Source organism: Pseudomonas sp. JV449 (assembly GCF_032424295.1).
Taxonomy (GTDB): domain Bacteria; phylum Pseudomonadota; class Gammaproteobacteria; order Pseudomonadales; family Pseudomonadaceae; genus Aquipseudomonas; species Aquipseudomonas marginalis.
Genome location: NZ_VYKD01000014.1, coordinates 146998 through 173898 on the forward strand (window position 1 = coordinate 146998; position 26901 = coordinate 173898).

Sequence of the window (26901 nt, forward strand, 5' to 3'; positions counted from 1 at the left end):
TCCTGTTCAGAGACGGGGCTCGTCGTTGGTTTCAAACACTGGCCTGCGTTGCTTGGGGGCCATGCGCTTGCTGGCCAGCACCACCAGCGCTTGATAGGCCGCCGGCAGGCAACGGGCGAGCAGGTCGAGGAAATACGCGTCGCGGCCTATCAGCACGCGACGCTTGTTTTTGCGGACGCCTTGCAGGATCACCTTGGCGGCCTGGTCGGCATCGGTGATGAAGAGTTTTTCGAAGTCGGCGCGGGCCTGCTGTTCGCTGTGGATCAGGAAGCCGGTCATGTTCGCGTCGATGCGGCTGCTGCGACAGATATCGGTGCGGATGCCGCCGGGGTGCACGCAGGTGGCCGAGACGCCGCAGCGTTGCAGGTCCAGCTCCTGGCGCAGGGCTTCGGTAAAGCCGCGCACGGCGAATTTGGTCGCGTTGTAACCGCTCATGCCGGGCTGGGCAAACAGGCCGAACACGCTGGACGTGTTGATCACATGGCCGTCGCCGCTGGCCTTGAGGTGCGGCAGGAACGCCTTGGTGCCGTGGACCACGCCCCAGAAGTTGATGCCGACGATCCACTCCAGGTCGGCGTAGTCCACGCCTTCGACCGTACTCGACAGGGCCACGCCGGCGTTGTTGAACACCAGGTTGACCTGGCCATGCTCGGCCACGCAGCGCGCCGCCCAAGCCTCCATGGCCTGGCGGTCGGCCACATCCAGGACCTGGGTGGTAATCGTCACCGGCGCCAGGGTTGAGGTCTTGATCAGTGCCAGGGTCTGCTCCAGGCCTTGGGCGTTTTTGTCCGCCAGTGCCAGGTGGCAACCTTCGCGCGCGAGTGCCAGGGCCAATGCGCGACCCATGCCGGATGCCGCGCCGGTAATCGCCGCCACGCGGCCGTTGAATGACTTCATGAGAGGCTGCCTTCTGCCGTGGAGTGGGGCGCCGTGGCCGGACGGGGCGGCGCAGTGAGGGGCAACAGGTCGACCGCATAGTCCTTGAGTGCGAACTGCCGGGTGACCCGCTTGAAGCGCCATGTCGAAGCGGGCCACAGAGTGGTGTTCTTGCCGGTACGTGGGTCGAGGTACCAGCTCTGGCAACCGCCGGTGTTCCAGATGGTGCGCTTGAGTAGGTCTTGCAATTGACGGTTGTAGGCCTGTTCCACCATCGGTTTGACGTCCACCGTGGCGATGCGATGGCGCTGCATCTGCCTGAGCGCGTCGAGGATGTAGGTCACCTGCGCCTCGATCATCAGGATCATCGAGTTATGCCCCAGGCCGGTGTTGGGCCCGATGATCAAAAACAGATTGGGATAGCCTGGCACCGTGGTGCCCTTGTAGGCGTGGGCGCCGTCGCGCCAGGTGTCCATCAGGTCCACACCGTCGCGACCGATGATGCAGTCGCGGGGCAGAGGGTCGGTGGCCTGGAAACCGGTGCCGAAGATCAGGCAATCGGCCGGGTGCTTGATCCCGTCGGCGGTGATCACGCCGTCGGCTTCGATGCGCAGGATGTTGTCGGTCACCACCTCGACATTGCTGCGCGACAGCGCCGGGTAGTAGTCATTGGAGATCAGCACACGCTTGCAGCCAATGGTGTAGTCCGGCGTCAGGGCCTTGCGCAGGGAAGGGCGCGGCACTTGTTTGCGAAGGTGGCGCAGGGCGACTTTCTGCACCATTTTCATCAGCTGCGGATGCAGCGCAAATCCCAGCACACGGCCTTCCAGTGCCCAGTAGAAGGCGCCACGCACCAGGCGCTGGGTAACAGGCAGGTGTCTGAACAGCCAGCGTTCGAACGCTGAAATCCCGCGGTCGGGCTTGGGCATGATCCACGGTGGAGTGCGCTGGAACAGATCCAGGTGCGCCACCTGCGGCGCAATCTGCGGCACGAACTGGATGGCACTGGCCCCTGTGCCGATCACCGCCACGCGCTTGCCCTTCAAGGCGTATGCGTGATCCCACTGCTGGGAGTGGAAGCGCTTGCCCTTGAAGGTTTCCAGCCCCGGAATCTCCGGCAGCGCCGGGCGTGCCAGGGCGCCCATGCCCGACACCAGCACCCGCGCACTGACGTGGCGGCCATCGCTGAAACTCAACTGCCAGCGTTGTAGCTGTTCATCGAACACCGCGCGCTTTAGGCCCATGCCGAAACGCAGGTAGGGCGCCAATCCGAAGCGCACCGCGCAGTCTTCCAGGTAGGCGCGGATTTCCGCTTGCGGCGCGAACTGCCGAGTCCAGTCCGGGTTGGGTGCAAAGGAAAACGAATACACGTGGGACTGCACATCGCAGGCGCAACCGGGGTAATGGTTGTCCCGCCAGGTGCCGCCGAGGGTGTCGGCCTGCTCGGCGATAAAGAAGTCGGTGAGCCCCGCTTCCTTGAGTTTGATGGCCATGCACAGGCCGGCAAAACCCGAACCGATGATGGCGATGTCGATGGAATCACTGTGGGCATTCATAGGCGGTCCTTCATGGGCATCGGATGTGCTCCTGTTTTTGTTGTGTCTTTTAGATAGAACACCATTGCAAAGAAAAATTGAATTAATTATTTTAAAAAAGATTTTAAATAATCTACCTGAAAATAGCGCCTACGCTAGGACCTTGTGCCTTATGTGCGACTTGTCCGACGGACGAGCGTGGTACGCACGCCGTTCAGGTCCAGGGTGTGGACGTTGGCCGAGGCCTTGATCAATTCCGGTCAGGTCGCCGGTCACAGGGAAGCCGAGGACGAGCTATGGCTGTGCAATGGGTGACTGCTGCAGGTGTGCTGGTGGGGGCAAGTGCGGTGCTATGGGGTTTCAGCGCCTGGATGACACGGCGCATCGAAGCCGCTGTTCCGATCAACGGGCGCTTCGTGGAGGTGAATGGCGAGCGCTTTCATTATGTGGAAGAGGGCGAGGGCCCGCCCCTGGTGATGATTCACGGGCTGATGGGCAGCAGTCGCAACCTGACCTATGCCTTGTCCCGCCAGTTGCGTGAGCACTTTCGGGTGATCACCCTCGACCGTCCCGGGTCGGGGTATTCCACGCGGCATAAAGGTACCGCTGCGGACTTGCCGGCCCAGGCGCGGCAAGTCGCGGCCTTCATCAACCAGCTTGGCCTGAACAAACCCTTGGTGCTCGGGCATTCCCTCGGCGGCGCGATTTCCCTGGCCCTGGCCCTCGATCATCCTGAGGCTATATCGGGCCTGGTGCTGGTGGCACCGTTGACCCATCCCCAACCCAGGTTGCCGCTGGTGTTCTGGTCGCTGGCGGTGCGACCGGCCTGGTTGCGACGCTTTGTGGCCAAAACCCTCACCGTGCCCATGGGCCTGTTGACTCGACGTTCGGTGGTCAAGGGCGTGTTTGCGCCGGACGCCGCTCCCGAGGATTTCGCCACCCGGGGCGGCGGCTTGCTGGGTATGCGCCCCGACAACTTTTACGCCGCCTCCAGCGAGATTGCGCTGGTCAACGACTGCCTGCCCGGGATGGTCAAGCGCTACCCCCAACTGGCCCTGCCCATCGGCCTGATCTATGGCGCGCAGGACAAGGTGCTGGACTTCCGCCGGCATGGCCAGGCCCTCGCCGATAAAGTGCCCGGCCTCAAGCTGCAAGTGGTGGAAGGGCGCGGCCACATGCTGCCGATCACCGCCACGGCGCGGGTGGTCGAGGCCGTGCTGCACGTGGCCAAGCGCGTGCGCCCGGTGGAAACGGCCACGGTCCTGCATCCGCCCTTTGCCTTGGCGAACAAATAATCGTGGCCCTCATCGCCGGGTCGAACGTCGCAAATGCCTGCCCTAGAGACCTGACCAAACAGCTGAAAAACAGACTGTCCAGTCACGTAAAAAAGGCCTCGAAAAAGTAGTTGACGACCTAACGATTCCGCGCTATTTATTTAAAAAAATATTTCAATATTTATTTTGAAATGATTTTTGAAATGCCTAAGAGCGAATAAAAATGAAAAAAACGTCTTTTATCGCATGGTTGATTTCCTGGGGTGCCCAGCATTCCTCGAAGCTGTTTTTTGCGTCCCTGCCAACCCGCCTCATCCGGAGGCAGCCATGAATCAGACATTGGCTGCCCCAAGCGTGTGGACCGACGGCAAGCGCCACCTGTGGTGGCTGGGCATCATGCCGCTGGCCACGCCGTTGTTGTCCGGCACCCTGGCGATCACGACCGGTATCCAGCAACTGTGGTGGGTCGGCGTGCTGGTGATCTTCGGCCTGATCCCATTGATCGACGGTCTGCTCGGTGAAGACGTGAGCAACCCGCCCGAATCCGCCGTTGGCCACCTCGAATCCCAAAGCTACTACCGCTGGATCGTCTATACCGGCGTGTTGTTCGTGATCTCCTCGGTGGTGATCACCGGCTGGCTGGCCGCCGGCGGGATCGACTGGATCATCCAGGGTGGCCTGTTGCAGGCTGCCGCGAACCTGGACCCTTCCAGCTGGCTATCCCACGCCGCCAGCTACATCACCGCCCGCACTCAACTGCATGGCGAACCGAGCTGGTTCACTTACCTGGGCATGGCGATGTCGACCGGTGCCGCCACCGGTATTGCGATCAATACCGCCCATGAACTGGGGCACAAGCCCAACGCTTTGGAGGTGTTCCTCGCCAAGGTGACCCTGGCGCCGACCTTCTACGGGCACTTCTACACCGAACACAATCGTGGCCATCACGTACGTGTTGCCACGCCGGAGGACCCCGCCAGCTCGCGGCTGGGCGAGAGCTTCTGGGCCTTCCTGCCGCGTTCGGTGTGGTTCAGCGCACACTCGGCCTGGAACCTGGAGCGCGAGCGCCTGCGCAAACTCGGCCTGCCGGCCTGGCATTGGAAAAACGCTGTGCTCAGTGCCTGGATGTACAGCGTGGTGTTGTGGGGCGCGATGATTGCCTGGCTCGGGGCAGCGGTGATTCCGTTCCTGGTTATCCAGGGCATCTACGGCTTCTCGTTGCTGGAAGTGGTGAACTATGTAGAGCACTACGGCCTTAAACGCCAGAAGTTGCCCAACGGTCGTTATGAACGGTGTTCGCCTCGGCACTCTTGGAACAGTAATCGGATTGTCACCAATATCTTTCTGTTCCAACTGCAGCGGCACTCCGATCATCACGCCAACCCGACGCGCAGTTATCAGTCGTTGCGCCACTTCGATGAGTCGCCGCAACTGCCTTATGGTTACGCGAGCATGATTGTCTGGGCGTATGTACCGTACTTGTGGCGGCGGCGCATGGATCATCGAGTCCTTAATCATTATGCCGGGGATATCACCCTGACCAATCTTCAACCTTCACAGCGTTTGAAGTACCTGGAGAAGTACAGCGGCAGTGCCAAGCCGTTTTGATCTGAAGTAACACTTAGTTTTGTTGTGTGCTCGGGGCCTGATTGCCGCGCAGGATTTTATCGCCCCGAGAAAGTGCTTTGACCCGAACAAAAATAATGAAAGGGAAGGACGTACACCATGCAAACACCTGCCAAGTTCACCACCCATATCGTATTGGCCGTGCTGGGCCTGATCACCTATCACCAGGCCCAGGCCGCGCGTATCGAACCGGCGGGCAGCGCCTTTACCGCCCAGGGCCCGATCAGCTTCTCCAAAGGCGCGCTGATCAGCGCCGATTGCACCATCAAGGTGGCCGGCAAGGTCGCTGCGGACGGTTCCTCGGTCAATGTCGACAAAGTCGAATTCGACGGCGGCCTCAAGTGCAGTCGCGTCGAAGCCATCAACTTGCCGTGGATCCTGATCGCCAAAGATACCAGGAGCGGTTCCATGTCGAAGATCAGTGTCGATGTTCACGCTTTCGGCCTGGGCGGCAAGTGCGGGCCTTCCACCGCCGATGGCACCTGGGATAACGCCACCGGCAAGTTGGAAGCCGCCAATGTACCGATTGGCGAAGACTGCAAGATCAAGACGGTGTCGATCAAGATGCCGCCGAACTTCAAAGTTGTTGAGTAACGTGCTTCGGTAATTGAATTGAAATTTGGCTGGAAAGGGAAGTTCTGCAGTTTCACCGTGACCTCTCGTTCATGGCCATTACCCCCTGGCGAAATGACTCGCCATAACATGTGAGGAAAAACAATGAAAAGCTTGAAAACCCTCGTATCGTTGTCTGCTTTGGCTGTTTGCATGGGTGCTGCGTCGATGGCCAATGCCTATAGCATCACCCCGGTGAACTCGAGCTTCACTGCGCCAGGCACCATTTCGGTGAAGTCGCCATCGTCGTTCCAGGCCACTGTTAACTGCGGCGCAACTTTTACCGGGAACGTCGATGCCAGCGGTGTGGCAAAAATCACCGGTGTGGCGGTGACCGGCGGTGGTCTTTGTGCGCTGCCGAAAATCACCGGTCTGCCATGGACCTTGACCGCCACCGGTGCCGCTGCGGGCTCGGTCAGCAACGTTGGTTACACCATCGCCGCGTCGGTTCTGTATCCGGCGTCCAATTGCGGTCCGTCCACCATCACCGTGGGCTACAGCGGTGGTGTACTGACCGCCTCCAACCAGACCCTGAGTGGTAGCTGCACCGTGGTGAGCCTCAGCGTTACCCCAAGCCCGACATTTACCATCGTGCCTTGATGGGCAACTGACACACCGGGCTGATCACCTGTTGAAAGACTGGCGCCTCGATCGGGCGCCAGTTTGTGAACTGCCGGAAGCAAAACGAACCGGCGGGGCCGGCTCAGAGAAATAACAATAAGGAGTGCCGCATGAATAATAAGAAACAACACGTGCAGGTTTTGCTGGGGCTGGCACTGATAGGCGGGGCGATGGTGAACGCGCCTGCACAGGCCGGCGGTTTTTCAACACCGACCTACGGCGCACCCGGTTGGGGCCGGGCATTTGCCGGTGGCTCGTTGTTCAAGAACGATCCCAGTTCCGCGTACAACAACCCGGCGGCCATGGCGTTTGTCGAACACAACGTGGCGCAATTTACCGTCGACTACGCCCGCATTAAGATCAAGTACAAAGGTGACGCCTCTGATTATGCAGGCAACCCGATTTCCAATACGCCCTTGGACGCCAATGGTTTTCCCGACGTCGCATCGACCACGGTGAATAACAACGACGGCGGCCAAGGCGGGTTCACTGCCTGGTTGCCAACCGGTTTCATGGTCATGCCCCTGGGGGATCGGTTCGCTTTCGGCCTGAGCCAGGTAGTGCCGCAGGGTATGCGCTCCACTTGGGATCAGGACTCGAAACTGCGCGACTTTGCAGTGGACACCAAAATTGAAACCGTAGGATTGACCGGATCCCTGTCCTTTAAGGTGAATGATCAATTTTCTATCGGCGGTGGCGTGATCGTGCAACACAGCAAGGGCTTCGTCAGTCAAAACGTGGACTTGTTGTCTGCCGCCGCGGTGTCCGATTCCGTGCTGGGCGGGATCAATTTTCCGTCTGATGTCGGCAGTGCCTTGATGCGTGTGAAGGTCGACAACATTTCAGCGGGCTGGTTTACCGGCATTGTTTGGAAACCCACGGAGCGAGACACCCTTGGCTTGAATTACCACGCCAAGATCAAGAACAAGATGACCGGCAAATATAATATTTACGCCGATCAGTTTTCCTACAACCTGATGACCCAGCCAAGTCCGTTTGGCGGTAGCGGTACGTTGGTGAATACCGCTTATCCAGGGTTAGAGCTGGCACCGGACGGCGCCCATGCCAGTGTCCAACTGGACATTCCTGCCACGGCCGGCCTGGACTGGGTACACCAGTTCAACGATCGCTTCACGATGGGGGCCAGTGTGACCTGGACTGAGTGGTCCTCTTTCAAAGACCTGACGCTCGAGTCCGGTGGCACCACCATTGTGTCCATTCCCTACAACTACAAGAACACCTGGATGTACTCCCTCGGCGGTGACTACCGCTTGACCGATGAGTTGACCTTGCGTGCAGGTGTAGCCCTTGACCAGACACCTACACGCAATTCGACCCGCGACCCGCGAATCCCGGATGGCGACCGTACATTCCTGTCGTTGGGGGCTGGTTACGATGTGAAAGCAATCAAGGGCCTCAGTCTTGACTTGGCCTATTCCCACCAGTTCGTGCAAGAGGTCAAGCTCAAGACTCAAAACGTCGATCGCCTGGGTGGCGCAAGCCTGAATGGCAAGGCGGAGTCGTCGGGCGATGTGGTGAGCGTGTCGGCCACCTACGCGTTCTGATATTTCATAGAGGGTGATGGAAAAGGCACCAAGCGCATCTTGATGCCTTCACCCTCATTCCACGTCAACAGTTCCTTGAGTATTGGCATTCCAGGCTGATTCATTCAGCCGCTATTTTTTCGTCCAGGTATTAAATAAAAATTTCAAAACAAAATTTGAATTTGTCTTTCCAAGTTTGTAGTGTGGCTTTACGCCGCAGGTCGATCCGACCTTTCGCACGTAAACCACGCCCTGAATCGAGTAGAGGTATCCCCATGGTTATCTGGTTATTGGTGGGTGTCGCAGCCGCGATTGCCCTGGCGTATCGACAAGCTGCCGCCATCCTGTGGTTGGTCGCTGGCCTGATCTGGCTGACAGCGGGCTACCTGTTCAATGGAGTGGCGGCTTTCGGCGCCACCGTCGCGGCCGTGCTGGTGGTATTGCCGGCGTTGTTGATGAGCCTTAAACCGCTGCGCCGCGCGCTGTTGACCGGCAAGGCCCTCAATCTGTTTCGCACGATCATGCCGGCGATGTCCGACACCGAACGCGCCGCCATCGAGTCCGGCACCGTGTGGTGGGACGCCGAGCTGTTCAGCGGCAAGCCCGACTGGCAGCGCCTGCTGCAAGCGGCCCCGGCGAGCCTGAGCGCCGAGGAGCAAGCCTTCCTCGACAATGAAGTGGAAACTTTGTGCGATATCGCCAACGACTGGGAAACCACCCAGGTCTGGCAGGACATGTCCCCCGAAGGCTGGCAGTACACCAAGGACGCCGGCTTCCTTGGCATGATCATTCCCAAGCAGTACGGCGGCAAAGGCTTCTCCCACTACGCCCATTCCCAAGTGGTGATGAAGCTGTCGACGCGCTGCTCGGCGGCGGCGATTTCGGTGATGGTGCCCAACTCCCTGGGCCCGGCCGAACTGCTGCTGCATTACGGTACCGACGCCCAGCGCAATTACTACCTGCCGCGTTTGGCCCGGGGCGAAGACATCCCGTGCTTTGCCCTGACCAGCCCGTATGCCGGCTCCGATGCCGGGGCGATTCCCGATCTGGGCATCGTCTGTAAAGGCACCCATGAAGGCCAGGAAGTACTGGGTTTCCGTGTGACCTGGGACAAGCGCTATATCACCCTGGGACCGATCGCCACGGTGCTCGGTCTGGCGTTTCGCGCGGAAGATCCGGACGGATTGCTGGGGCCGAAAGGCTCTCTCGGCATCACCTGTGCCCTGATCCCCACCTCCCATCCCGGCGTAAACAGTGGTCGCCGGCACTGGCCGCTCAATGCCGTATTCCAGAACGGCCCGACCACCGGCAAGGATGTGTTCATCCCGCTGGAGTGGGTGATCGGCGGCCGCGAACAGGTCGGCAACGGCTGGCGCATGTTGATGGAGTGCCTGGCCGCCGGCCGCGCCATTTCCCTGCCGTCGGCCAACGTCGGCCTGGGCAAGGTCGCGGTGCGTGGTACCACGGCCTACGCGGCGATGCGCAAACAGTTCGGCTTGCCCATCGGCAAGTTCGAAGGGGTGCAGGCGCCGCTGGCGCGCATGGCCGGGCACCTGTATGCCTGCGATGCGGTGCGCAAGGTCTCGGTGGCTTCATTGGATGCCGGTGAGAAACCCTCGGTGATCTCGGCCATCGTCAAGTACCACGTCACCGAACGCGCGCGGATGATCGTCAACGACGGCATGGACATCGTCGCCGGCAAGGGCATCTGCATGGGCCCCAATAACTTCCTGGCCCGTGCCTATCAGCAAAGCCCCATCGCCATCACGGTGGAAGGCGCGAACATCATGACGCGCTGCCTGATCATCTTTGGCCAGGGCCTGATTCGTTGCCATCCCTATGTGTTCCGCGAAATGGAAGCGGCGCGCAACCCGGATCGGCGCCAGGCGCTGGAAGACTTTGATAGCGCGATGTTCGGCCATGTGAGCTTTGTATTGGCCAACACCGTACGTGCGGCGGTGCATGCCCTGACCGGCGGGCGCCTGATTTCCGTACCGGCCAAGACCGACCCGGCGCTGGCGTCCTACTATCGCCAGGCCAATCGCCTGTCGGTGGTACTGGCGCTGATCTCGGATATTTCCATGGGCGTGCTGGGCGGTGCCCTCAAGCGCAAGGAAAGTATCACCGGGCGTTTGGGCGATATTCTGTCGCAGCTGTACATCCTGTCCTGCGTGCTCAAGCGCTTCGAGGACGACGGCCGGCCCCAGGCAGACCTGCCGCTGGTGCATTGGGCGGCACAGGACGCATTGCTGCGTGCCCATGAAGCCCTTGCCGAAGTGCTGGACAACTACCCCTCCACAGCGGCGGCGGCGGTGCTGCGTGGCTTGACGTTCCCGTTCGGTATTCCGTTGCGCAAACCTTCGGATCAGCTGCTGGCCCAGGTGGCCGATGTGGTGCAGATCCCCGGCGAAACACGCGACCGCCTGCTGGCCAATTCCTACATTCCGCGTCCGGAAATCGACAAGCTGGCCTACGGCGAGTTGGGCTTGCGCCTGCTGCCGCAAGTCGAGCTGATCGACGCCCGGCTCAAGCCGGCCATCAGGCAAGGCCTGCTCGAACCGATGCCGATTGCCGCCACGGCCTTCACCGCCTGGCGCGTCAAGGCGCGGGCGCTGGACCTGATCAGCGACGACGAAGACGCCTTGCTGGCGCGCTATGTGGAATACGCCGACCACGCTATCCAGGTGGATGACTTCCCCCAGGACTTCGGTTTGCTGGAGGCGTTGCAGCAGCGCAGGCAGGCGTTGGAGCCGGTCGCCAAGCGGCGCAGCAGCCAAAGCGAAAACGCCTTGGTCAACTAGGACAAACGCGGTCAATGTGGGAGAGGGATGGGTCCAATGCCAGTCATGTAGGAGCGAGCAAGCTCGCTCCTACATGACTGGCATTAGGGCTTGCCCCCTCCGACATGGATCGGGTTTACACGGCAAGTTTGTGTGGTGAGTGGATCTATCTATGAGTGACAGCTACCTATCGTTCGTCAATTCCCCCTGGGGCCGTCGCCTGGCCCAGGTGGTGGGCTTGCCCCAGCCCGTGCCGTTGCAGCGTCACCGCAGCGGCCAGCCAGGCCTGGCCAACCCGGTGATTGTCGCCGGGGCAGGGCGCCTGGCTGCGCAGGTGCAACAGGTGTTCAGCGCCACCGACACGGTCACCGCCACCCCGGCGACGCTCAAGGCGCCGTCCACGGTCAAGGTGCAGGGCGCAGTGTTCGATGCCAGCGGCATAACCGGCTTGCAACAACTGGGCGAGCTCTATGAGTTCTTCCACGCCAACGCCAAACGCCTGGGCCAACATGGCCGCGTTGTGGTGCTGGGCACCGCGCCGGAACACTGCACCGAGTTGCCCCAGGCCATCGCCCAGCGTGCGCTCGAAGGCTTGGTGCGTTCATTGGCCAAAGAGTTGCGCCGGGCGATCACCGTGCAGTTGTTGTACGTGGCTCCGGGAGCGGAAGACTCACTGGACAGCAGCCTGCGTTTCTTCCTGTCGCGGCGTTCGGCCTATGTGTCGGGGCAGGTGGTGCGCCTGGAAAAACCGGTGGATGGGCAGGTCGCCGTCAATTGGGACAAACCCTTCGCCGGCCGACGCGCGCTGGTCACCGGTGCTTCCCGAGGCATTGGCCTGGCCATCGCCCAGGTCCTGGCCCGCGAGGGCGCCCATGTGGTCTGCGTGGACGTGCCCCAGGCCCGGGACTCGCTGCAACAGGCGGCCGCGAGTGTGGACGGTTCGGCGCTGCCTTTGGACATCACGGCAGCGGACGCCGCTGCCCAGTTGCATGCCCATGTCAGCCAATACGGTGCCTTCGATGTGGTGGTGCACAACGCCGGGATCACCCGCGACAAGACCATCGGCAAGATGACGGAGGCGGCCTGGCGCAGCGTGCTGGCGGTCAACCTCGAAGCACCGTTGCACCTGAGCAGTGCGTTGTTGGATAGCCAGGGCCTGAATCCGGGGGGGCGTATCGTGTGCGTGTCGTCGATCTCCGGCATTGCCGGCAACCTCGGGCAAAGCAACTACGCCACCTCCAAGGCCGGCGTGATCGGCCTGGTGCAAGGCCTGGCCCCGCGTGCGGCGGCGCAACAGGTCACGGTGAACGCGGTGGCGCCGGGGTTTATCGAGACCCAGATGACCGCAAAAATTCCGCTGATGATTCGCGAAGCGGGGCGGCGCATGAACTCGATGTCCCAAGGCGGGCAGCCGATCGATGTGGCCGAAACCATTGCCTGGCTGGCGCACCCGGCGTCGGGCGGGATCAATGGCCAGGTCGTGCGCGTGTGCGGCCAAAGCCTGCTGGGAGCCTGAGTCCATGGACTACGTGACGCAGATCATCGACCCACCGCCATCACGCACGCGCCTGTTGCTGGACGGCGTACGTGGCCTGCGCAAACCCAAGCTCGACGGCGCACCGCTGTTGCCCAGGGAGCGCCTGGTGCGCTCGGCGGTGGAATTGTCCGCTGCGGGCATTGCGGCTTACGGCCGTGCCTGTGGCTTTCGCCGCGAACAAGGCGTGCCGCTGTCGTACCCCCATGTGCTGGCGTTCCCCCTGCACCTGATGCTGCTGACCCGTCCGAGTTTTCCGTACCCGGCCAGTGGCATGGTGCACCTGGCCAACCGCATCCGGCAGCACCAGCGCCTGCAGGAAGGCCAGGCGCTGCGCCTGGAAGTCTTTTGCGAACGTTGGGTGGCCCACGCCAAGGGCCAGGCGCTGAGCATCGCCACCCGTGCCTACAGCAGCGGCAGCCTGGTGTGGGAAAGCGACAGCCTGTACCTGCGCCGCGCGGTGAAAGGTCCCGTCGGCGAGCCATGGGAGGACGCGCTGGCGTTGCAGGAGGAGGGCCTGTTGCGCACCCAGCGCTGGGTGTTGCCGGCCGATCTGGGGCGGCGCTTCGCCAAGGTCTCCGGGGACTTCAACCCGATCCACACCTCACTGATCGGCGCCAGGCTCTTCGGTTTTCGCCGCGCCATCGCCCATGGCATGTGGACCCTCGGCCGCGCATTGGCCGCTCAACAACCCCCCGGGGGCCTGGGTCAGGCCGAAGCCCATTGCGACTTCAAGCTACCGATCTTCCTGCCCGGCCAGGTCGCCCTGTGGCAACACCCCGTGAGCGGCCCACAGCGCGAATTCGAAGTGCGCAATTTCGCCGGCGACAAACCGCATATGCGCGGGCTATTTGTCTGGAATGAGAGCCCTACATGAGTGACTACAGCTTCAATCCGGCCCCGACCCGCCGCGTGGCGATCATCGGCGGCAACCGCATCCCGTTCGCCCGTTCCAACACGGTGTATGCCCACGACAGCAACCAGGACCTGCTGGTGGCGGCGCTGCAAGGCCTGGTCGACCGTTACAACCTGCACGGCCAGCGCCTGGGCGAGTTTGCCGCCGGCGCGGTGATCAAGCATTCACGGGATTTCAACCTGGCGCGTGAATCGCTGCTGTCGACCACCTTGTCCCCGCAGACCCCGGCCTACGATGTGCAGCAAGCCTGCGGCACCGGCCTGGAAGCGGCCTTGCTGGTGGCGAATAAGATCGCCCTCGGCCAGATTGACGTGGGCATCGCCGGTGGTGCCGACACCACCTCCGACGCGCCCATCGGCATCAATGAATCCCTGCGCCACACCTTGCTCGCGGCCAACCGCGCCAAGGGCATGGGCGACAAGGTGAAGGCGCTGCTGAAGGTGCGTCCGTCGATGTTGTTCAAGCCGCTGTTGCCGCGCAATGGCGAGCCGCGTACCGGTTTGTCCATGGGCGAACATTGCGAAGCCATGGCCCAACGCTGGCAGATCAAGCGCCTGGCCCAGGACGAGTTGGCCCTCACCAGCCACCAGCGCCTGGATGCCGCGTATCAGCGCGGTTTCTTCGACGACCTGATCAGCCCCCATCGCGGCCTGGCGCGGGACAACAACCTGCGCGCCGACGCCAGCCTGGAGAAACTCGCCGGCCTGTCCCCGGCCTACGACCGCCAGCACGGTACCCTCACGGCGGGCAACTCCACGCCACTGACGGATGGCGCCTCGGTGGTGCTGCTGGCCAGCGAAGATTGGGCGGCGGCCCATGGCTGGCCGGTGTTGGCCTACCTGCGCACGGGCGAGACGGCGGCGGTGAATTTTGTCGACGGCAGCGAAGGCCTGCTGATGGCGCCGGCCTACGCCGTACCGCGCATGCTCAAGCGCGAAGGACTGAGTTTCGCCGACTTCGATTTCTTCGAGATCCACGAAGCGTTTGCCGCCCAGGTGCTGTGCACGCTCAAGGCCTGGGAAGACGCCGACTACTGCCGCGAACGGCTCGGCCTGGAGGCGCCGCTGGGGGCCATCGACCGCGCCAAAATGAACGTCAACGGCGGCTCTCTAGGCTGCGGCCACCCGTTTGCCGCCACCGGTGGCCGGCAATTGGCGGCGCTGGCCAAGGCCATTCACGAGCGGGGCGGCGGTCGCGGCCTGATTTCCATCTGCGCGGCGGGCGGGCTGGGCATTACCGCTATCGTCGAAAAGTAGCCCCATCAAAAACAACAATAAGGAGACTGCCATGAACGCTATCAGCCTGGAACACACCGAACGGGTCTGGTTGAACGCTTACCTGCCCGGCGTCCCGGCGGACATCGATGCCGGTATCGAGGACTACCCGTCGTTGCGCGAGGTGTTCCTGGAGCACCTGGAGAAATTTCGCGAGCGGGTCGCCTACGTCAGCATCGGCACCGAAATGACCTACGCCGACTGGCAGGTGCAAGGCATTGCGTTCGCCGCCTGGCTGCAGGGCCAGGGCGTACAGAAGGGCGACCGCGTGGCGCTGATGATGCCCAACTGCTTGCAGTACCCGATCTGCCTGCTGGGCACGATCCTGGCCGGCGCGGTGGTGGTCAACGTCAACCCGTTGTACACCGCCCATGAGCTCAAGCACTTGCTCAAGGACAGCGGCGCCGAAACCGTGGTGATCTTCGAAAACTTCGCCCACACCCTGGAAAAAGTCATCGCCGGCAGCAGCATCAAGCGCGTGGTGGTGGCCGCCATCGGTGATCTGCTTGGCAGCTTCAAGGGCGCGGCGATGAACTTCATCCTGCGTCGCGTGCAAAAGCAGGTGCCGGCGTTCAACCTGAGGGGCTCGGTGCGTTTCAACCAGGTGCTGAAGCAGGGCCGCGCGCTCAACCACTTCCCGGTGGACATGCACCTCGACGACCTGGCCTTCCTGCAATACACCGGCGGCACCACCGGGGATGCCAAGGGCGTGATGCTCAGCCATCGCAATATCATCGCCAACCTGTTGCAGGCCAAGGCCTGGGTCGGCGACCAACTGGACCAGGACAAGCAGGAAACCAACGTCACCCTGCTGCCGCTGTACCACATCTTTTCCCTGACGGTGAACTGCCTGATGTTCATGTGCCTGGGCGGGCGCAACATCCTCATCGCCAACCCGCGGGATGTGAAGCGGGTGCAGATGATCCTGCGCAAGGAGCGCTTCAATGGCATTGCCGGGGTCAATACGCTGTTCAACGGCTTGCTGGAGAATAAGGATTTCTGCGCCCGGGACTTCTCCGACCTGCGCATGGTGATCGCCGGCGGCATGGCCACGCACACGGCGGTGGCCAAGCGCTGGAAGGACGTCACCGGGCTGCCGATCATCGAAGGCTACGGCCTCACCGAATGCTCGCCGGTGGTGAGCATCAGCCCGATCGACATTGCGCGCATGCGCGAAATGGAATTCACCGGCAGCATCGGCGTCCCGCTGCCGTCGACCTGGGTACGGTTTATGCGTGAAGACGGCGAGCTGGCCGATATCGGCGAGCAAGGCGAACTGCAGGTGCGCGGCCCACAGGTGATGCAGGGCTATTGGAAGCGTCCGGACGCCACCGCCGAAGTGCTCGACGCCGAGGGATGGTTGTCGACCGGTGACATCGGCGTGATGGATGAACGCGGCTATATCCGCCTGGTGGACCGCAAGAAAGACATGATCCTGGTCTCGGGCTTCAACGTGTACCCCAATGAAATCGAAGACGTGGTGGCGCTGCACCCGGGCGTCGGCGAAGTGGCGGCCATCGGCGTGGAAGACGGCGTGACGGGGGAGAAGGTCAAGATCATCGTGGTGCGCAAGGACCCGAACCTGACCCAGGAACAGCTCCTCGCCCATTGCCGCGAATACCTGACGGGCTACAAGGTGCCCAGGTATGTGGAGTTTCGCAGTACCGAGTTGCCTAAAACGACAGTGGGCAAAGTGCTGCGTCGAGCCTTGCGCTAGAAAAGCAGGAACTGATTCGGACAGGCTTGCCACATAAGGACTACTTGCAACCCAGCGTTATCGCTGTGTATCTGCGTCTTGGTGCGACGCTGGACAGGCAGGTGAACACTTTTTGGCCAAACCGGACTGGAGACATCAAACGATGTTGGCGCCTGCTCTTGATAAACCTGTTACTTCCTCACGCCTGGACTCGGAGGTGGATCAGGGCAATAGCTCTTCCCCAAAACCAACGGCGAATTCGTCCGCCACTCCGCAAAAGAGCGCCTCAATCAGCTTTCAGTCGAGTGACACCCCGCGGTCGCCGGCGTTTTACGCGAACGCGGATACCGCCGGCTTCGAGGCGCGTGACCGTGCACAGCAGATCAAAGCAGGTTATTGGCCCCTGGGGGTTATGAGCAATTTCAAGCTGTTCGTCCGCCACTGCTTTGGCGCCCAGCGCCCTCCAAGTCCCGACCCGTTCCCCTGCAGGCCCTGCTACGGTTTCGGTAGCAAGAGCAATGCGGACCTATCACGCATGCTGCTCGACAGGTTCGATGACTTCAAGGCACCCAATGGGTTCATCACCAAGGACGGCCTGAAGGATATGGCCGGCAAACCGCTGACCGGCGATTATGAAAAAGACCAGAATATCCGCCTGGCACGGGAACTGATGAGGCGTGGAGACCTGGTCGATGATATGGACCGTCACCATATCACCGGCGGGCTGGATGGCCTGATCGATCGAAACAACCTCAACATCACGATGTTTAAAAACCAGAATGACAAAGAGTTGGCCCGAGAGCTGATGCGTGATGTCGATCTGTTCAAGGCTCCGCAGTGGCCCTTCCACCTCAGCCTCGAAAAACTGCATGAAGTTGCCAACTGGACCGTTACCAGGCATCCCTACTTCGGTCGCCAGGCCTGGCTGGCGAAGGAACTCCTCAGGCGTCCCGACATGCTCGACAGGCTTCACTTCCGCTGATTGAGAGGTGTGCAGGTGATCTGAAAGTCGGGAGGGGGGCTTGCCCCTCCCACAAGGGTTTTGCATTGCGCTTCAGAGCGAGTTTAGGTTGACCCAGCGTTCTTCACGGGCCGCCACACGAATCGCCGTCGCCAGCCGTTCCACCTCCCACGCCGCGTCAAAGTCGGTGCCATCCGCGCCCTGGCCGGCCAGCGCCATGATCAACTCCTGCACCTCCAGGGTCTTCAGCTCGTTGTAGCCCAACTGATGCCCCGCCGCCGGGCTGAACGCTGCGTAGCCGGGCAGGGCAGGGCCGGCCAGCAAACGCTGGAAACCGTCCTGGCCGACACGGCACAGGCGCAGTTCATTCAAGCGCTCCTGATCGAACGCCAACGTGCCCTTGGTGCCGCTGATCTCGAAACTCAGGTGGTTCTTGTAACCGTGCTTGAGCCAACTGCTGCTCACCGTGCCGCGCGCGCCGTTGGCGAAGCGCAGCAGGGCGTGCACCTGGTCATCCACGGCGATGGCTTTCTGCTCGGCGCTGCCTTTGACGGCCGGGCGTTGGGCGTGGACGGTCTGGGTGTCGGCACACACGGTGGTCACATCGCCCACCAGGTAACGCGCCATCGACAGCAAGTGGCTGCCCAGGTCCGCCAGGGCGCCACCGGCATGCTCCACTTCACAGCGCCACGACCACGGTGACGCCGGGTCGGCCATGAAGTCTTCGCTGAACTCGCCCTGGAAGCTGATGATGTCGCCGAGGTCACCCTCGGCAATCAATTGCCGCGCCAGGCCGATCATCGGGTTGTGCTGGTAGTTGTAGCCGACCCGCGTCACCACCCCGGCTTCGCGGGCGGCCTGGCGCATGGCATCGGCCTGCTCCAGGCTGACCGCCAGGGGTTTTTCGCAGTACACCGCCTTGCCCGCTGCAATGGCCGCCATCGCCATGGGAAAGTGCAGGTGGTTCGGCGTGGTGATGGCCACCACATCCACGGCGGGGTCGTCGATCAGCGCCTGCCAGTCGCCGTGGGCCTGGGCAAACCCCCAGGCCGTGGCACAGCGCTGGGCGCGTTCGGTGTCGGCATCGGCCAGGGCGGCCAGCTTGAGGTGTACCGGCAGTTCAAATACCGCCCGGGCATTGTTGAAGGCCAGTGCATGGGCGCGGCCCATGAAGCCTGTGCCGATCAAGCCGATTCCGAGTTCACGCATAGCCGTGGTCCTTTGGATTATTGTTTTCAGGAAGGCTATTAATGGAATAAAAATTCCCATATTTCAATAGATGGAATAAAAATTCATTAATCAGCCTGGCTAATACCCGCCTATTCAGGCATGGCCAAACGCCGTCAGTTAACAAAAGATAACGTAGCACCGATTGTCAGACGATTCGAAAGCCCGATAGGATGGCCCCTGCTTCCTCCAGGCGCTCTAGATTGCAGGTTTCAGGGCCCGGGAAGGCGAGACGACCTAACAATAATAAATGGGAGAAAGGTCTATGAGTGAGCCTGTCATGGGTTGGGTTGTTTGCCGCCCACGCGCCGCACGCAGGGTTGCGTTGCTGGCCGCAGCGCTCTCGCTGTTTGGGACTGTCGCGTTGCCGACCGTCGTCCAGGCCGCCAGCGATACCTCTTTTGCGATTGAATCCCCCAAGGCCGCCAAAGGCCTGATGATCGATGTCGTCCATGCCGGCAAGCGCCTGGTGGCGGTCGGTGATCGTGGGCACATCCTCTATTCCGATGACCAGGGCAGCACCTGGACCCAAGCCAAGGTCCCCACCCGGCAACTGCTCACGGCGGTGTATTTCGTCGATGACAAGCAGGGCTGGGCGGTGGGCCATGATGCGCAAATCCTCGCCAGCACCGACGGCGGTGCCACCTGGACCCAGCAGTATCAAGACCTCAAGCGTGAAGCGCCGTTGCTCGATGTGTGGTTCAACGATGCCCACCACGGCCTGGCCGTGGGCGCCTATGGGGCGCTGATCGAAACCACCGACGGCGGCAAGACCTGGGAAGACGTCAGTGACCGCCTCGACAATGAAGACCAGTTTCACCTCAACGCCATCGCCCGGATCAAGGACGCCGGCCTGTTTATCGTCGGCGAGCAGGGCAGCATGTTCCGCTCCAGCGACGACGGTCAGACCTGGGAAAAACTCGAAGGCCCCTACGAGGGCTCGCTGTTTGGCGTGATCAGCACCGCACAACCCCAAACCCTGCTGGCCTACGGCTTGCGCGGCAATCTTTACCGCTCCACGGATTTCGGCAGCACCTGGGAACAAGTCGAACTCAATGCCGCACGCGGCGCCCTGGAGTTCGGCTTGTCGGGGGCCACCTTGCTCGAAGACGGTTCGCTGGTGGTGGTCGGCAACGGCGGCAGCGTGGTGGTCAGCCATGACGACGGCCAGACCTTCAGCGTGTTCAATCGCCCCGACCGTATTTCATTGTCGGCCGTCACGGCGGCAGGCAACGGCAACTTGATTCTGGTCGGGCAGGGTGGTGTTCGCGTCGCCACACCCACTGGCGCCGAACCGACAAAACAATAAGAAGGCGGGGAACGCATGAGCAGTCATCACAACGATAAAGCGACCTTTCTTGAGCGCCTGATCTTCAATAACCGCCCGGCAGTCATCGTGATCTGCCTGCTGGTGAGCATTTTCCTGTTCTGGCAGGCGACGTTGATTCGCCCGTCCACCAGCTTTGAAAAGATGATCCCCCTCAAGCACCCCTTCATCGAAAAGATGATGGAACACCGCAACGACCTGGCCAACCTGGGCAACACGGTGCGTATCTCGGTGGAGGCCAAGGACGGTGACATCTTCACCAAGGAATACATGGAGACCCTAAGGCAGATCAACGACGAGGTGTTCTACATCTCCGGCGTCGACCGCTCGGGCCTCAAGTCGCTGTGGAGCCCCAGCGTACGCTGGACCGAAGTCACCGAAGAAGGCTTCGCCGGCGGTGAAGTGATCCCGCAGAGCTACAACGGCTCGACGCAAAGCCTCGATCAACTGCGCAACAACGTGCTTAAGTCCGGCCAGGTCGGACGGCTGGTGGCCAACGATTTCAAGTCGAGTATCGTCGACATCCCGCTGCTGGAGTCCTACCCGGACCCGCAGGACCAGGGCAAGCTGCTGGCCCTGGATTACCGCAAGTTCTCCCATGAACTCGAAGACAAGATCCGCGACAAGTTCGAAGCCCAGAACCCCAACGTCAAGATCCACATCGTCGGCTTCGCCAAGAAGGTCGGCGACCTGATCGACGGCCTGGTGATGGTGGTGCTGTTCTTCGGCGTTGCCTTCGTCATCACCCTGGTTCTATTGCTGTGGTTCACCAACTGCCTGCGCAGCACCATCGCCGTGTTGAGCACCACACTGGTGGCGGTGGTCTGGCAACTCGGCCTGATGCACTTCTTCGGCTTCGGGCTGGACCCGTACTCGATGCTGGTGCCGTTCCTGATCTTCGCCATCGGGATTTCCCACGGTGTGCAGAAGATCAACGGTATCGCCCTGCAATCCAGCGAGGCGGACAACGCCTTGACGGCCGCGCGGCGCACCTTCCGGCAACTGTTCCTGCCGGGGATGATCGCGATCCTGGCGGATGCCGTGGGCTTTATCACGCTGCTGATCATCGATATCGGCGTGATCCGCGAACTGGCCATCGGCGCGTCCATCGGCGTGGCGGTGATCGTGTTCACCAACCTGATCCTGCTGCCGGTGGCGATTTCCTATGCGGGTATCAGCAAGCGTGCCATCGCCCGGAGCAAGAAAGACGCGCACCGCGAACATCCGTTCTGGCGCCTGCTGTCGAAATTCGCCAGCCCCAAAGTCGCGCCGGTCTCGGTCCTGCTCGCGCTGGTCGCCTTTGGCGGCGGCCTCTGGTACAGCCAGAACCTGAAGATCGGCGACCTCGACCAGGGCGCGCCGGAGCTGCGCCCGGATTCGCGCTACAACAAGGACAACAACTTCATCATCAGCAACTACTCCACCAGCTCCGACGTGCTGGTGGTGATGGTCAAGACCAAGGCCGAAGGCTGCTCGCGCTATGAAGCCATGGCGCCCATCGACCAGTTGATGTGGAAGATGCAGAACACCGAGGGGGTGCAGTCGGCGATCTCGTTGGTGACCGTGTCCAAGCAGATGATCAAGGGCATGAACGAGGGCAACCTGAAATGGGAAACCCTGTCGCGCAACCCGGATGTGCTGAACAACTCCATCGCTCGCGCTGACGGCCTGTATAACAACAATTGCTCCCTGGCACCGGTGCTGGTGTTCCTCAACGACCACAAGGCCGAAACCCTCGACCGCGCCGTGCATGCGGTGCAGGACTTCGCCAAGGAGAACAACAAGGACGGCCTGGAATTCATCCTCGCCGCCGGTAATGCCGGGATCGAAGCGGCCACCAACGAGGTGATCAAGGAGTCCGAGCTGACCATCCTGATCCTGGTGTACCTGTGTGTGGCGACCATGTGCATGATCACTTTCCGCTCCTGGGCCGCGACCCTGTGCATCGTGCTGCCGCTGGTGCTGACCTCGGTGCTGGGTAACGCGCTGATGGCGTTCATGGGTATCGGCGTCAAGGTCGCGACCTTGCCGGTGGTGGCGTTGGGCGTGGGGATCGGCGTGGACTACGGCATCTACATCTACAGCCGCCTGGAGAGCTTCCTGCGTGCGGGGTTGCCGTTGCAGGAAGCCTATTACCAGACGCTCAAGTCCACCGGCAAAGCGGTGCTGTTTACCGGCCTGTGCCTGGCCATCGGTGTGTGCACCTGGATTTTTTCGGCCATCAAGTTCCAGGCCGACATGGGCCTGATGCTGACCTTCATGCTGTTGTGGAACATGTTCGGTGCGCTATGGCTGTTGCCGGCGCTGGCGCGGTTCCTGATCAAGCCTGAGAAGCTGGCGGGGCAGAAGGGTAATTCGCTGTTCGCCCACTGAGCCTGCAGCCTGTGGCGAACGCGTAAGTGCCGCCGCCACAGGCTATTGCCGGTCTCACGACTCGAAGGACAGGAACCAGCGTTCAGCCAGCTGTTTGCCGATCAAGCCTCGATGCACATTGACGATGGCCTGGGGACTTTGCGCCTTGGCCAGCAGGCTGTAATAGCTCTCGCGGCGTTGCTCACGGGTTTTCAAATGGGCGGCCGTGTAATCGGCCTTGGGCGTATTCGCGCCGGGGTAGTGAAAGTGCGCGTACCACAGCGTAAAGCCTTTCGCGTCGTTGATCGCGTACTCCTGGATGAAGTCACGGCGTGGGCCACCCAACTGAATACGTTTGCCCAGCAACGCAACGTTCGCCTGTTGCTGGTCGATGAGGTATTCGAGGTTGGCATGGGTGGGCGGCAGTTGCAGGCACAGTTGCAAACGTAACGCCTGGCCTTGGCTGTTCAACCGCGAGTAGGCCTCGCGCAGTTGCACCACCAGCGCTTGGTCGGCGGCGCTCCTGCTAGCCTCGGGTTGGGCTTCGATGGCACGGTGCAGCTCTGTAGCCAAGGTGTCATAGCGCACGGCTTCATACTGCAAAATTTCCTGCACTTCCTGCGGGTGCCTGGAGATTTTTCGATAGGCCTCCCCCCGGTTCAAGTGGTCCTGAAGCATGGCCAGGAGTTTGCGTGCCTGGCCCTTTACTACGCTCAGGCTACGGGTCGGCGCCGGCGGTTGTGGGGCCGGCGCCTGGACGAATTCAACCCATTCATCACCGCTTTGTGAATACATCCCCAGCAACTGGTCGCTGCCCTCGGCGCGAACTTCGACGATATCCACGTTGCCGATGGGCTTGAGTTCACCGATGAATGTGCCTTTGCGGCGGGTCTTGATCACGCGCTTAGGCGCAGCGCCGTGGCTGCTCATCGGGCGTTTTGGCAAGCGCTTGGGCGCTTGTGCCGCCGGTTTGATTTCGCTGGCCAGGCGCTGGCTGGCGTCCTGGTAGAGCGCCTCGACCAGCGTGAACAGTTTGCTGCTGTAGGTGTGGTCGAGGACTTCGGCATCGAGGATGCCAAGGCCCTGCAAGGCGTCGAGGGCACTGCCATAGTGTTCCACCAGGCTCTCCAGTACATTCAGGCGGTCACTGCCCGGCAGTTCAAGGCTGTTGAGTTCGCTGTGGGTGCGTACATGCTCCTGCAAGGGATCGACGATGGTGTTCAAGGCATTGAACAGAGGATGTTCAACGTCTTTGACAATCAAACGCTTCAAGCAGCGAATGTGCAGGTCCTTGACTGCCAGGGCGCTGATTTCGTTCGACCGGTCGGCCGTCAATCCAGTCGCACTCTCGGCGCCGGCAGGGCTCAGCTCAAACAGCTGTTCCAGGGAGCGGTCCTTGAGCTCCAGCCAATGAATGCTGCGTTCATTGATCTCCAGCAGCCGCTGGAGAAACTGCCGGTAGCTCGCCGGCTCACCAAGCACCGCCAGGTACAACGCCGGGCCTTCGCGGGTAAAGCGTTGATTGGCGCGATAGAGGGCTTGCCGGTCATTTTCTGCCACGACCACATGCTTGCGCGTATTTTTGACGGTATTTTCCAGGATGCGTTCGAGCGGTGTAAGCGGTAATGCGATGCCCAGTTCGCCCCGTTCCTTGGCGCTGTCCAGGATCTTCTGAAATTCCGCTGTCTGGCTGTGCAGCGCGCTGTCAAATTGTTTTCGGATCCGGGCCCGTTGGGTTTCTCCGATCGTCGGGTCCTTGTCGGCTTTGTCCATGGCCGCTTGAGCTTCATCGGCGGAGCTCTGCAGCGACGCCTGGCCTTTGAGAAATTGCTCATACTCGGTTTGCAATTGGCTGATACGCATCGCTTTACGTTGGCGTTCGGCGGCAATGCGGCCCAGGGGCATGCCACCGCGCAGGCGCAGGCGGGTATCGATCGTCCACGTGCCGGGCGTCTGCGTCCTTAGGTAAGGGCCGCTGCGATCAGGGTCGGCGGGATCCACAATCACCACGCTGGCGTCGTGCCCCAGGCTGACTTGAAACAGCTCACCGTCAACCCGTGCATGCCAGGTGGTGCCGATCAAGTACAGCCCCTTGCGCGGACCGTTGAGCACCGGCTGCGGCAACGTGGCAGGTGGTGTGACCCTGAAGGTTTGCAAGCGCATGCGCTGGCTGTGGGTGAGGCGCTGGTGGGCCTGGGCAAAGCTGAAATCCAGGGCGGTGTGGTTGCCCTGCGGCAGCTCGCCGGGCAGGGCGACGGTGCCTTGGCGAATCTGGGCCGGCGCAGGCACCGGCCATTGTTCGGCGCTGCGCCGTGGCAGCGCGGTGGCGGAGGCGGGCGGTGTGACCGCCAACGGCAGCGGGCGCCGTGTGATGGGCGTTGCCGGGAAGTCCAGCAGCAACAGCGCGACGTTCAGCAACAGGTCGATGCTGCCCTGTTCACGGACCTTGGGGTTCTGGCTGCCGAGCGCCTGGATGTCTTGCGTCAGGCTGGTCGTGATGGCCAGCAACCACCCCATCAGCATTGCCGGGCCGCGCAGCACGGGTTGTATAACACTGAAGAACAGCAAGCCGCTGCCTTCGCGCAAGGTCTGCCAGCGACTTTCACTGTTGGACACGGAGGCTCGGTCAGCCTGTTGTACCAAGGCGCGGGCGTTATCGCTGAACAGGTACTGCATCAGGCTGCCCGTGACCAGGCACTGCTGCAATTCTTCGTTGATACCATCGAGTGCCAGGGTCGCCGGCGGCGGCGTTTCCCTGGGGGCGAACTCATCGCCCTGGCCGAACCGCAGGTAATGGGGTTCGTGAAAACCTCCGTTGTCGTAGATCGGCCTGGTGTTGTCGGGCAGCCAGGTCAGGATGCTGGCTTGCATGTCGCCAGGTGCGGCGATCGCGGCCAGCAGGTCGGCGTGGCTGGCGTACTCGTGCAACGGTTGGGCATAGAGCGGGCGAAACAGCAGGTGCGGGCCGTTGCTGACGTCCTGGAACTCAATGATGTACATGTTGCTCACCACGTCCGGCTGAGCGGCGGGGCTGTGCAGCAGCGCCAGATGACGAATCACCACTGCACGGCCGTCGAGTTGCTGCTCGCTGCTGGTGGCCTGCATCAGGCACTCGACCATGCGTGCGCCCACGGGCGTCACACCGGCTTCGCGCTTGAGGCTCAACTCCAGCGCCAATAGCGGCAGTTGTACCGACAGGTGTTCAGCGAACAGCGTTTCCTGGGCGCGGGCCTTGGCCGTATCGCTGAGCAACTGGTCCTTGAGGTAATGGGGGTAATGCTGGCCGATATCCACTCGCTCAACCAGGGCGATAACGTAGGCCGGTGTCAGCCACGCCGGTAAGGGGGTGCCCTGGCGATGGGCGAGGGTGAACTCGCCGCTGGGACGACCACTCAGGTTTCTGATGGCCAGCTCCGTGAGGCTCATGCGCACGTGCTCGACAATCCCGGCACCACCCGGGTAACCGGCGGCAACCACGAACGTCAGCTGCACATCATCCGGGTTAAGCCCCTGTGTCGGGATCTGGTCTGGACCGTTGCCGACGGCTGTTTCACGGCCCATTTCGCGTTGTAGGGCCGCAACGGTAAAACGTTGGATATCTTCAATGTCGGTGGCAAGGGCCGGGTCCTGTGCGCGTTGTTTCAGGCCCGCCAGGGCCAAGGTGTAATGGCGGTAGCGGGCACGGTCGGCGGGGCTGGCGCCACGCAGATTCTGCGGTAGCTGCGCACGCACGCTGGCGAGTGTTTGCGCAGGGGCTTGCAGGGCGTCGAGAAAGCACAGCCCTGGGTCGGTGATTTCCAGGTACAGCGTGTGCAGCGTCTGCAGGTCTTGGCCGAGTGGCAGTTGCAGGGCGCCCAGGCGCGTCAGTTGCTGGTTCAGAATCATCGACGCCTGGTGGTCGAAGATGGAGCCTTCGGGTTCGTAACGATTACAGGTAATCGTGCTGGCCTGGTAGTGCGCCGCCAGGCGCTCGCCCCAGGCCTGCAAGAGCGCGTCCATTGAGGCAAAGGATTCGACTTGCCCGTTTGGCGCACACAAAAGGGCTGGCGCCACGCCGTTGATGGCGCGGGTCAGCACCATGTGTTCGGTCAGTTGGCGATCGGCCTGGCCATTTCTGCTCAGCGTGGTCTCAAGCCCATAGGCGAGCACGCTGTGGTCGCCGTGTTTGGCCAGGCGTTGTGCACGGTCCGGGGTGGTGATGAGTTGGTCCAGGGTTTGCCAGGCGGCCTCGTCCAGTTCCGGCTGGCGCAGGGTGCTGGCGCGCAAGGTGCTCCTGAGCATGTCGCTGAGCCAGCGCCAGCGGCTGACTGTTGTGTCTGACGGGGCATTCCAGTACTCGGCCAATGCGTCTTGCAGGGCAATGGGCAGGGTGGGCGGCAGCGTCTTGATCAGCGCCTCAATGACTTTCATGTCCGGCCCAGGCGTCTCGGTGCCGGGTAGCTTGAGGCGCTTGGGCGGGACATCCGACAGGTAGTAGGGCAGATGGTCGACTTCGTTGAAGTCCAGTGGTCCACCTTCGGCCAGGTAGCGCTGGATAACCGTCATCAAGGGGGCCAGGGTCCAGCCACCTTTCCCGGTGGGGGTTGCCAGGCGTGTGCGCGACAGGTCGATGATCAAGTCGGGGTATGTTTCGGCAATGGCTGCGCCGAGTAAGGGTTGGATCACCGCCTCCAGGGAGGGGCGACTGGCAAATTGGGCACTGACGGCCTGGGCGGTCAGCGCATGAGTAGTGGGTGTTGCGTGCAT

Annotated in this window: 17 protein-coding genes; 13 read left to right on the forward strand and 4 right to left on the reverse strand. The window is 61.8% G+C overall.

Annotated elements, in window-relative coordinates; all coding sequences use genetic code 11:
* Nucleotides 1–6: 6 nt before the first annotated feature.
* Nucleotides 7–897, reverse strand: a complete 891-nt coding sequence (locus F6S08_RS13310; RefSeq protein ID WP_074846993.1) for an SDR family NAD(P)-dependent oxidoreductase — start codon at nt 895–897, stop codon at nt 7–9.
* Nucleotides 894–2432, reverse strand: coding sequence for an NAD(P)/FAD-dependent oxidoreductase (locus F6S08_RS13315; RefSeq protein ID WP_315871703.1), 1539 nt, complete (start codon nt 2430–2432; stop codon nt 894–896). The genes F6S08_RS13310 and F6S08_RS13315 overlap by 4 nt, the downstream gene beginning before the upstream one ends.
* Nucleotides 2433–2707: 275 nt before the next feature.
* On the opposite strand from F6S08_RS13315, the gene F6S08_RS13320 reads away from it, so the two are divergent.
* From F6S08_RS13320 to F6S08_RS13370, 11 genes are all read left to right on the forward strand, one after another.
* Nucleotides 2708–3706, forward strand: coding sequence for an alpha/beta hydrolase (locus F6S08_RS13320; RefSeq protein WP_315871704.1), 999 nt, complete (start codon nt 2708–2710; stop codon nt 3704–3706).
* 306 nt (nt 3707–4012) lie between these two features.
* Entirely contained in the window at nt 4013–5293 is a 1281-nt protein-coding gene (locus F6S08_RS13325) for an alkane 1-monooxygenase (RefSeq protein WP_065927132.1), read from the forward strand.
* Nucleotides 5294–5410: 117 nt separating this feature from the next.
* Nucleotides 5411–5905: an alkane oxidation protein activator PraA gene (gene praA / locus F6S08_RS13330; protein ID WP_074846989.1), complete on the forward strand. Its 495-nt coding sequence runs from the start codon at nt 5411–5413 to the stop codon at nt 5903–5905.
* 123 nt (nt 5906–6028) lie between these two features.
* A complete protein-coding gene (gene praB / locus F6S08_RS13335; protein WP_027608591.1) occupies nt 6029–6523 on the forward strand; it encodes an alkane oxidation protein activator PraB in 495 nt (164 codons plus the stop codon).
* A 131-nt stretch (nt 6524–6654) separates the two neighbouring features.
* The gene (locus tag F6S08_RS13340) at nt 6655–8109 is read left to right on the forward strand and encodes an outer membrane protein transport protein (protein WP_065927130.1); all 1455 of its coding nucleotides are present in this window, start codon (nt 6655–6657) and stop codon (nt 8107–8109) included.
* A 254-nt stretch (nt 8110–8363) separates the two neighbouring features.
* Complete coding sequence (locus tag F6S08_RS13345; RefSeq protein WP_315871705.1) at nt 8364–10889, forward strand: acyl-CoA dehydrogenase; 2526 nt, start codon at nt 8364–8366, stop codon at nt 10887–10889.
* A gap of 151 nt (nt 10890–11040) precedes the next feature.
* Nucleotides 11041–12384, forward strand: a complete 1344-nt coding sequence (locus tag F6S08_RS13350; RefSeq protein WP_315871706.1) for a 3-oxoacyl-ACP reductase — start codon at nt 11041–11043, stop codon at nt 12382–12384.
* Nucleotides 12385–12388: 4 nt separating this feature from the next.
* Nucleotides 12389–13279, forward strand: coding sequence for a MaoC/PaaZ C-terminal domain-containing protein (locus F6S08_RS13355; protein ID WP_315871707.1), 891 nt, complete (start codon nt 12389–12391; stop codon nt 13277–13279).
* A complete protein-coding gene (locus F6S08_RS13360) occupies nt 13276–14574 on the forward strand; it encodes an acetyl-CoA C-acetyltransferase (protein WP_065927126.1) in 1299 nt (432 codons plus the stop codon). The genes F6S08_RS13355 and F6S08_RS13360 overlap by 4 nt, the downstream gene beginning before the upstream one ends.
* 31 nt (nt 14575–14605) lie before the next feature.
* Nucleotides 14606–16309 carry an AMP-binding protein gene (locus F6S08_RS13365; RefSeq protein WP_074846985.1) on the forward strand — a complete coding sequence of 568 codons (1704 nt, stop codon included), beginning with the start codon at nt 14606–14608 and terminating at the stop codon, nt 16307–16309.
* A 142-nt stretch (nt 16310–16451) separates the two neighbouring features.
* On the forward strand, nt 16452–17270 hold the full coding sequence (locus tag F6S08_RS13370) for a hypothetical protein (protein WP_141691301.1): 819 nt from the start codon (nt 16452–16454) through the stop codon (nt 17268–17270).
* Between the two features lie 72 nt (nt 17271–17342).
* Here F6S08_RS13370 and F6S08_RS13375 read toward each other — a convergent pair whose 3' ends face one another.
* Nucleotides 17343–18458, reverse strand: coding sequence for a Gfo/Idh/MocA family oxidoreductase (locus tag F6S08_RS13375; RefSeq protein WP_315871708.1), 1116 nt, complete (start codon nt 18456–18458; stop codon nt 17343–17345).
* Nucleotides 18459–18756: 298 nt separating this feature from the next.
* Here F6S08_RS13375 and F6S08_RS13380 point away from each other — a divergent pair, with 298 nt between their 5' ends.
* Together F6S08_RS13380 and F6S08_RS13385 are read left to right on the forward strand one after the other, a co-directional pair.
* The gene (locus tag F6S08_RS13380; protein ID WP_174562745.1) at nt 18757–19785 is read left to right on the forward strand and encodes a WD40/YVTN/BNR-like repeat-containing protein; all 1029 of its coding nucleotides are present in this window, start codon (nt 18757–18759) and stop codon (nt 19783–19785) included.
* 15 nt (nt 19786–19800) lie between these two features.
* The gene (locus tag F6S08_RS13385; protein WP_027608582.1) at nt 19801–22176 is read left to right on the forward strand and encodes an efflux RND transporter permease subunit; all 2376 of its coding nucleotides are present in this window, start codon (nt 19801–19803) and stop codon (nt 22174–22176) included.
* A gap of 54 nt (nt 22177–22230) precedes the next feature.
* On the opposite strand, the gene F6S08_RS13390 is transcribed toward F6S08_RS13385, so the two are convergent.
* Nucleotides 22231–26901: a dermonecrotic toxin domain-containing protein gene (locus tag F6S08_RS13390; protein WP_315871709.1), complete on the reverse strand. Its 4671-nt coding sequence runs from the start codon at nt 26899–26901 to the stop codon at nt 22231–22233.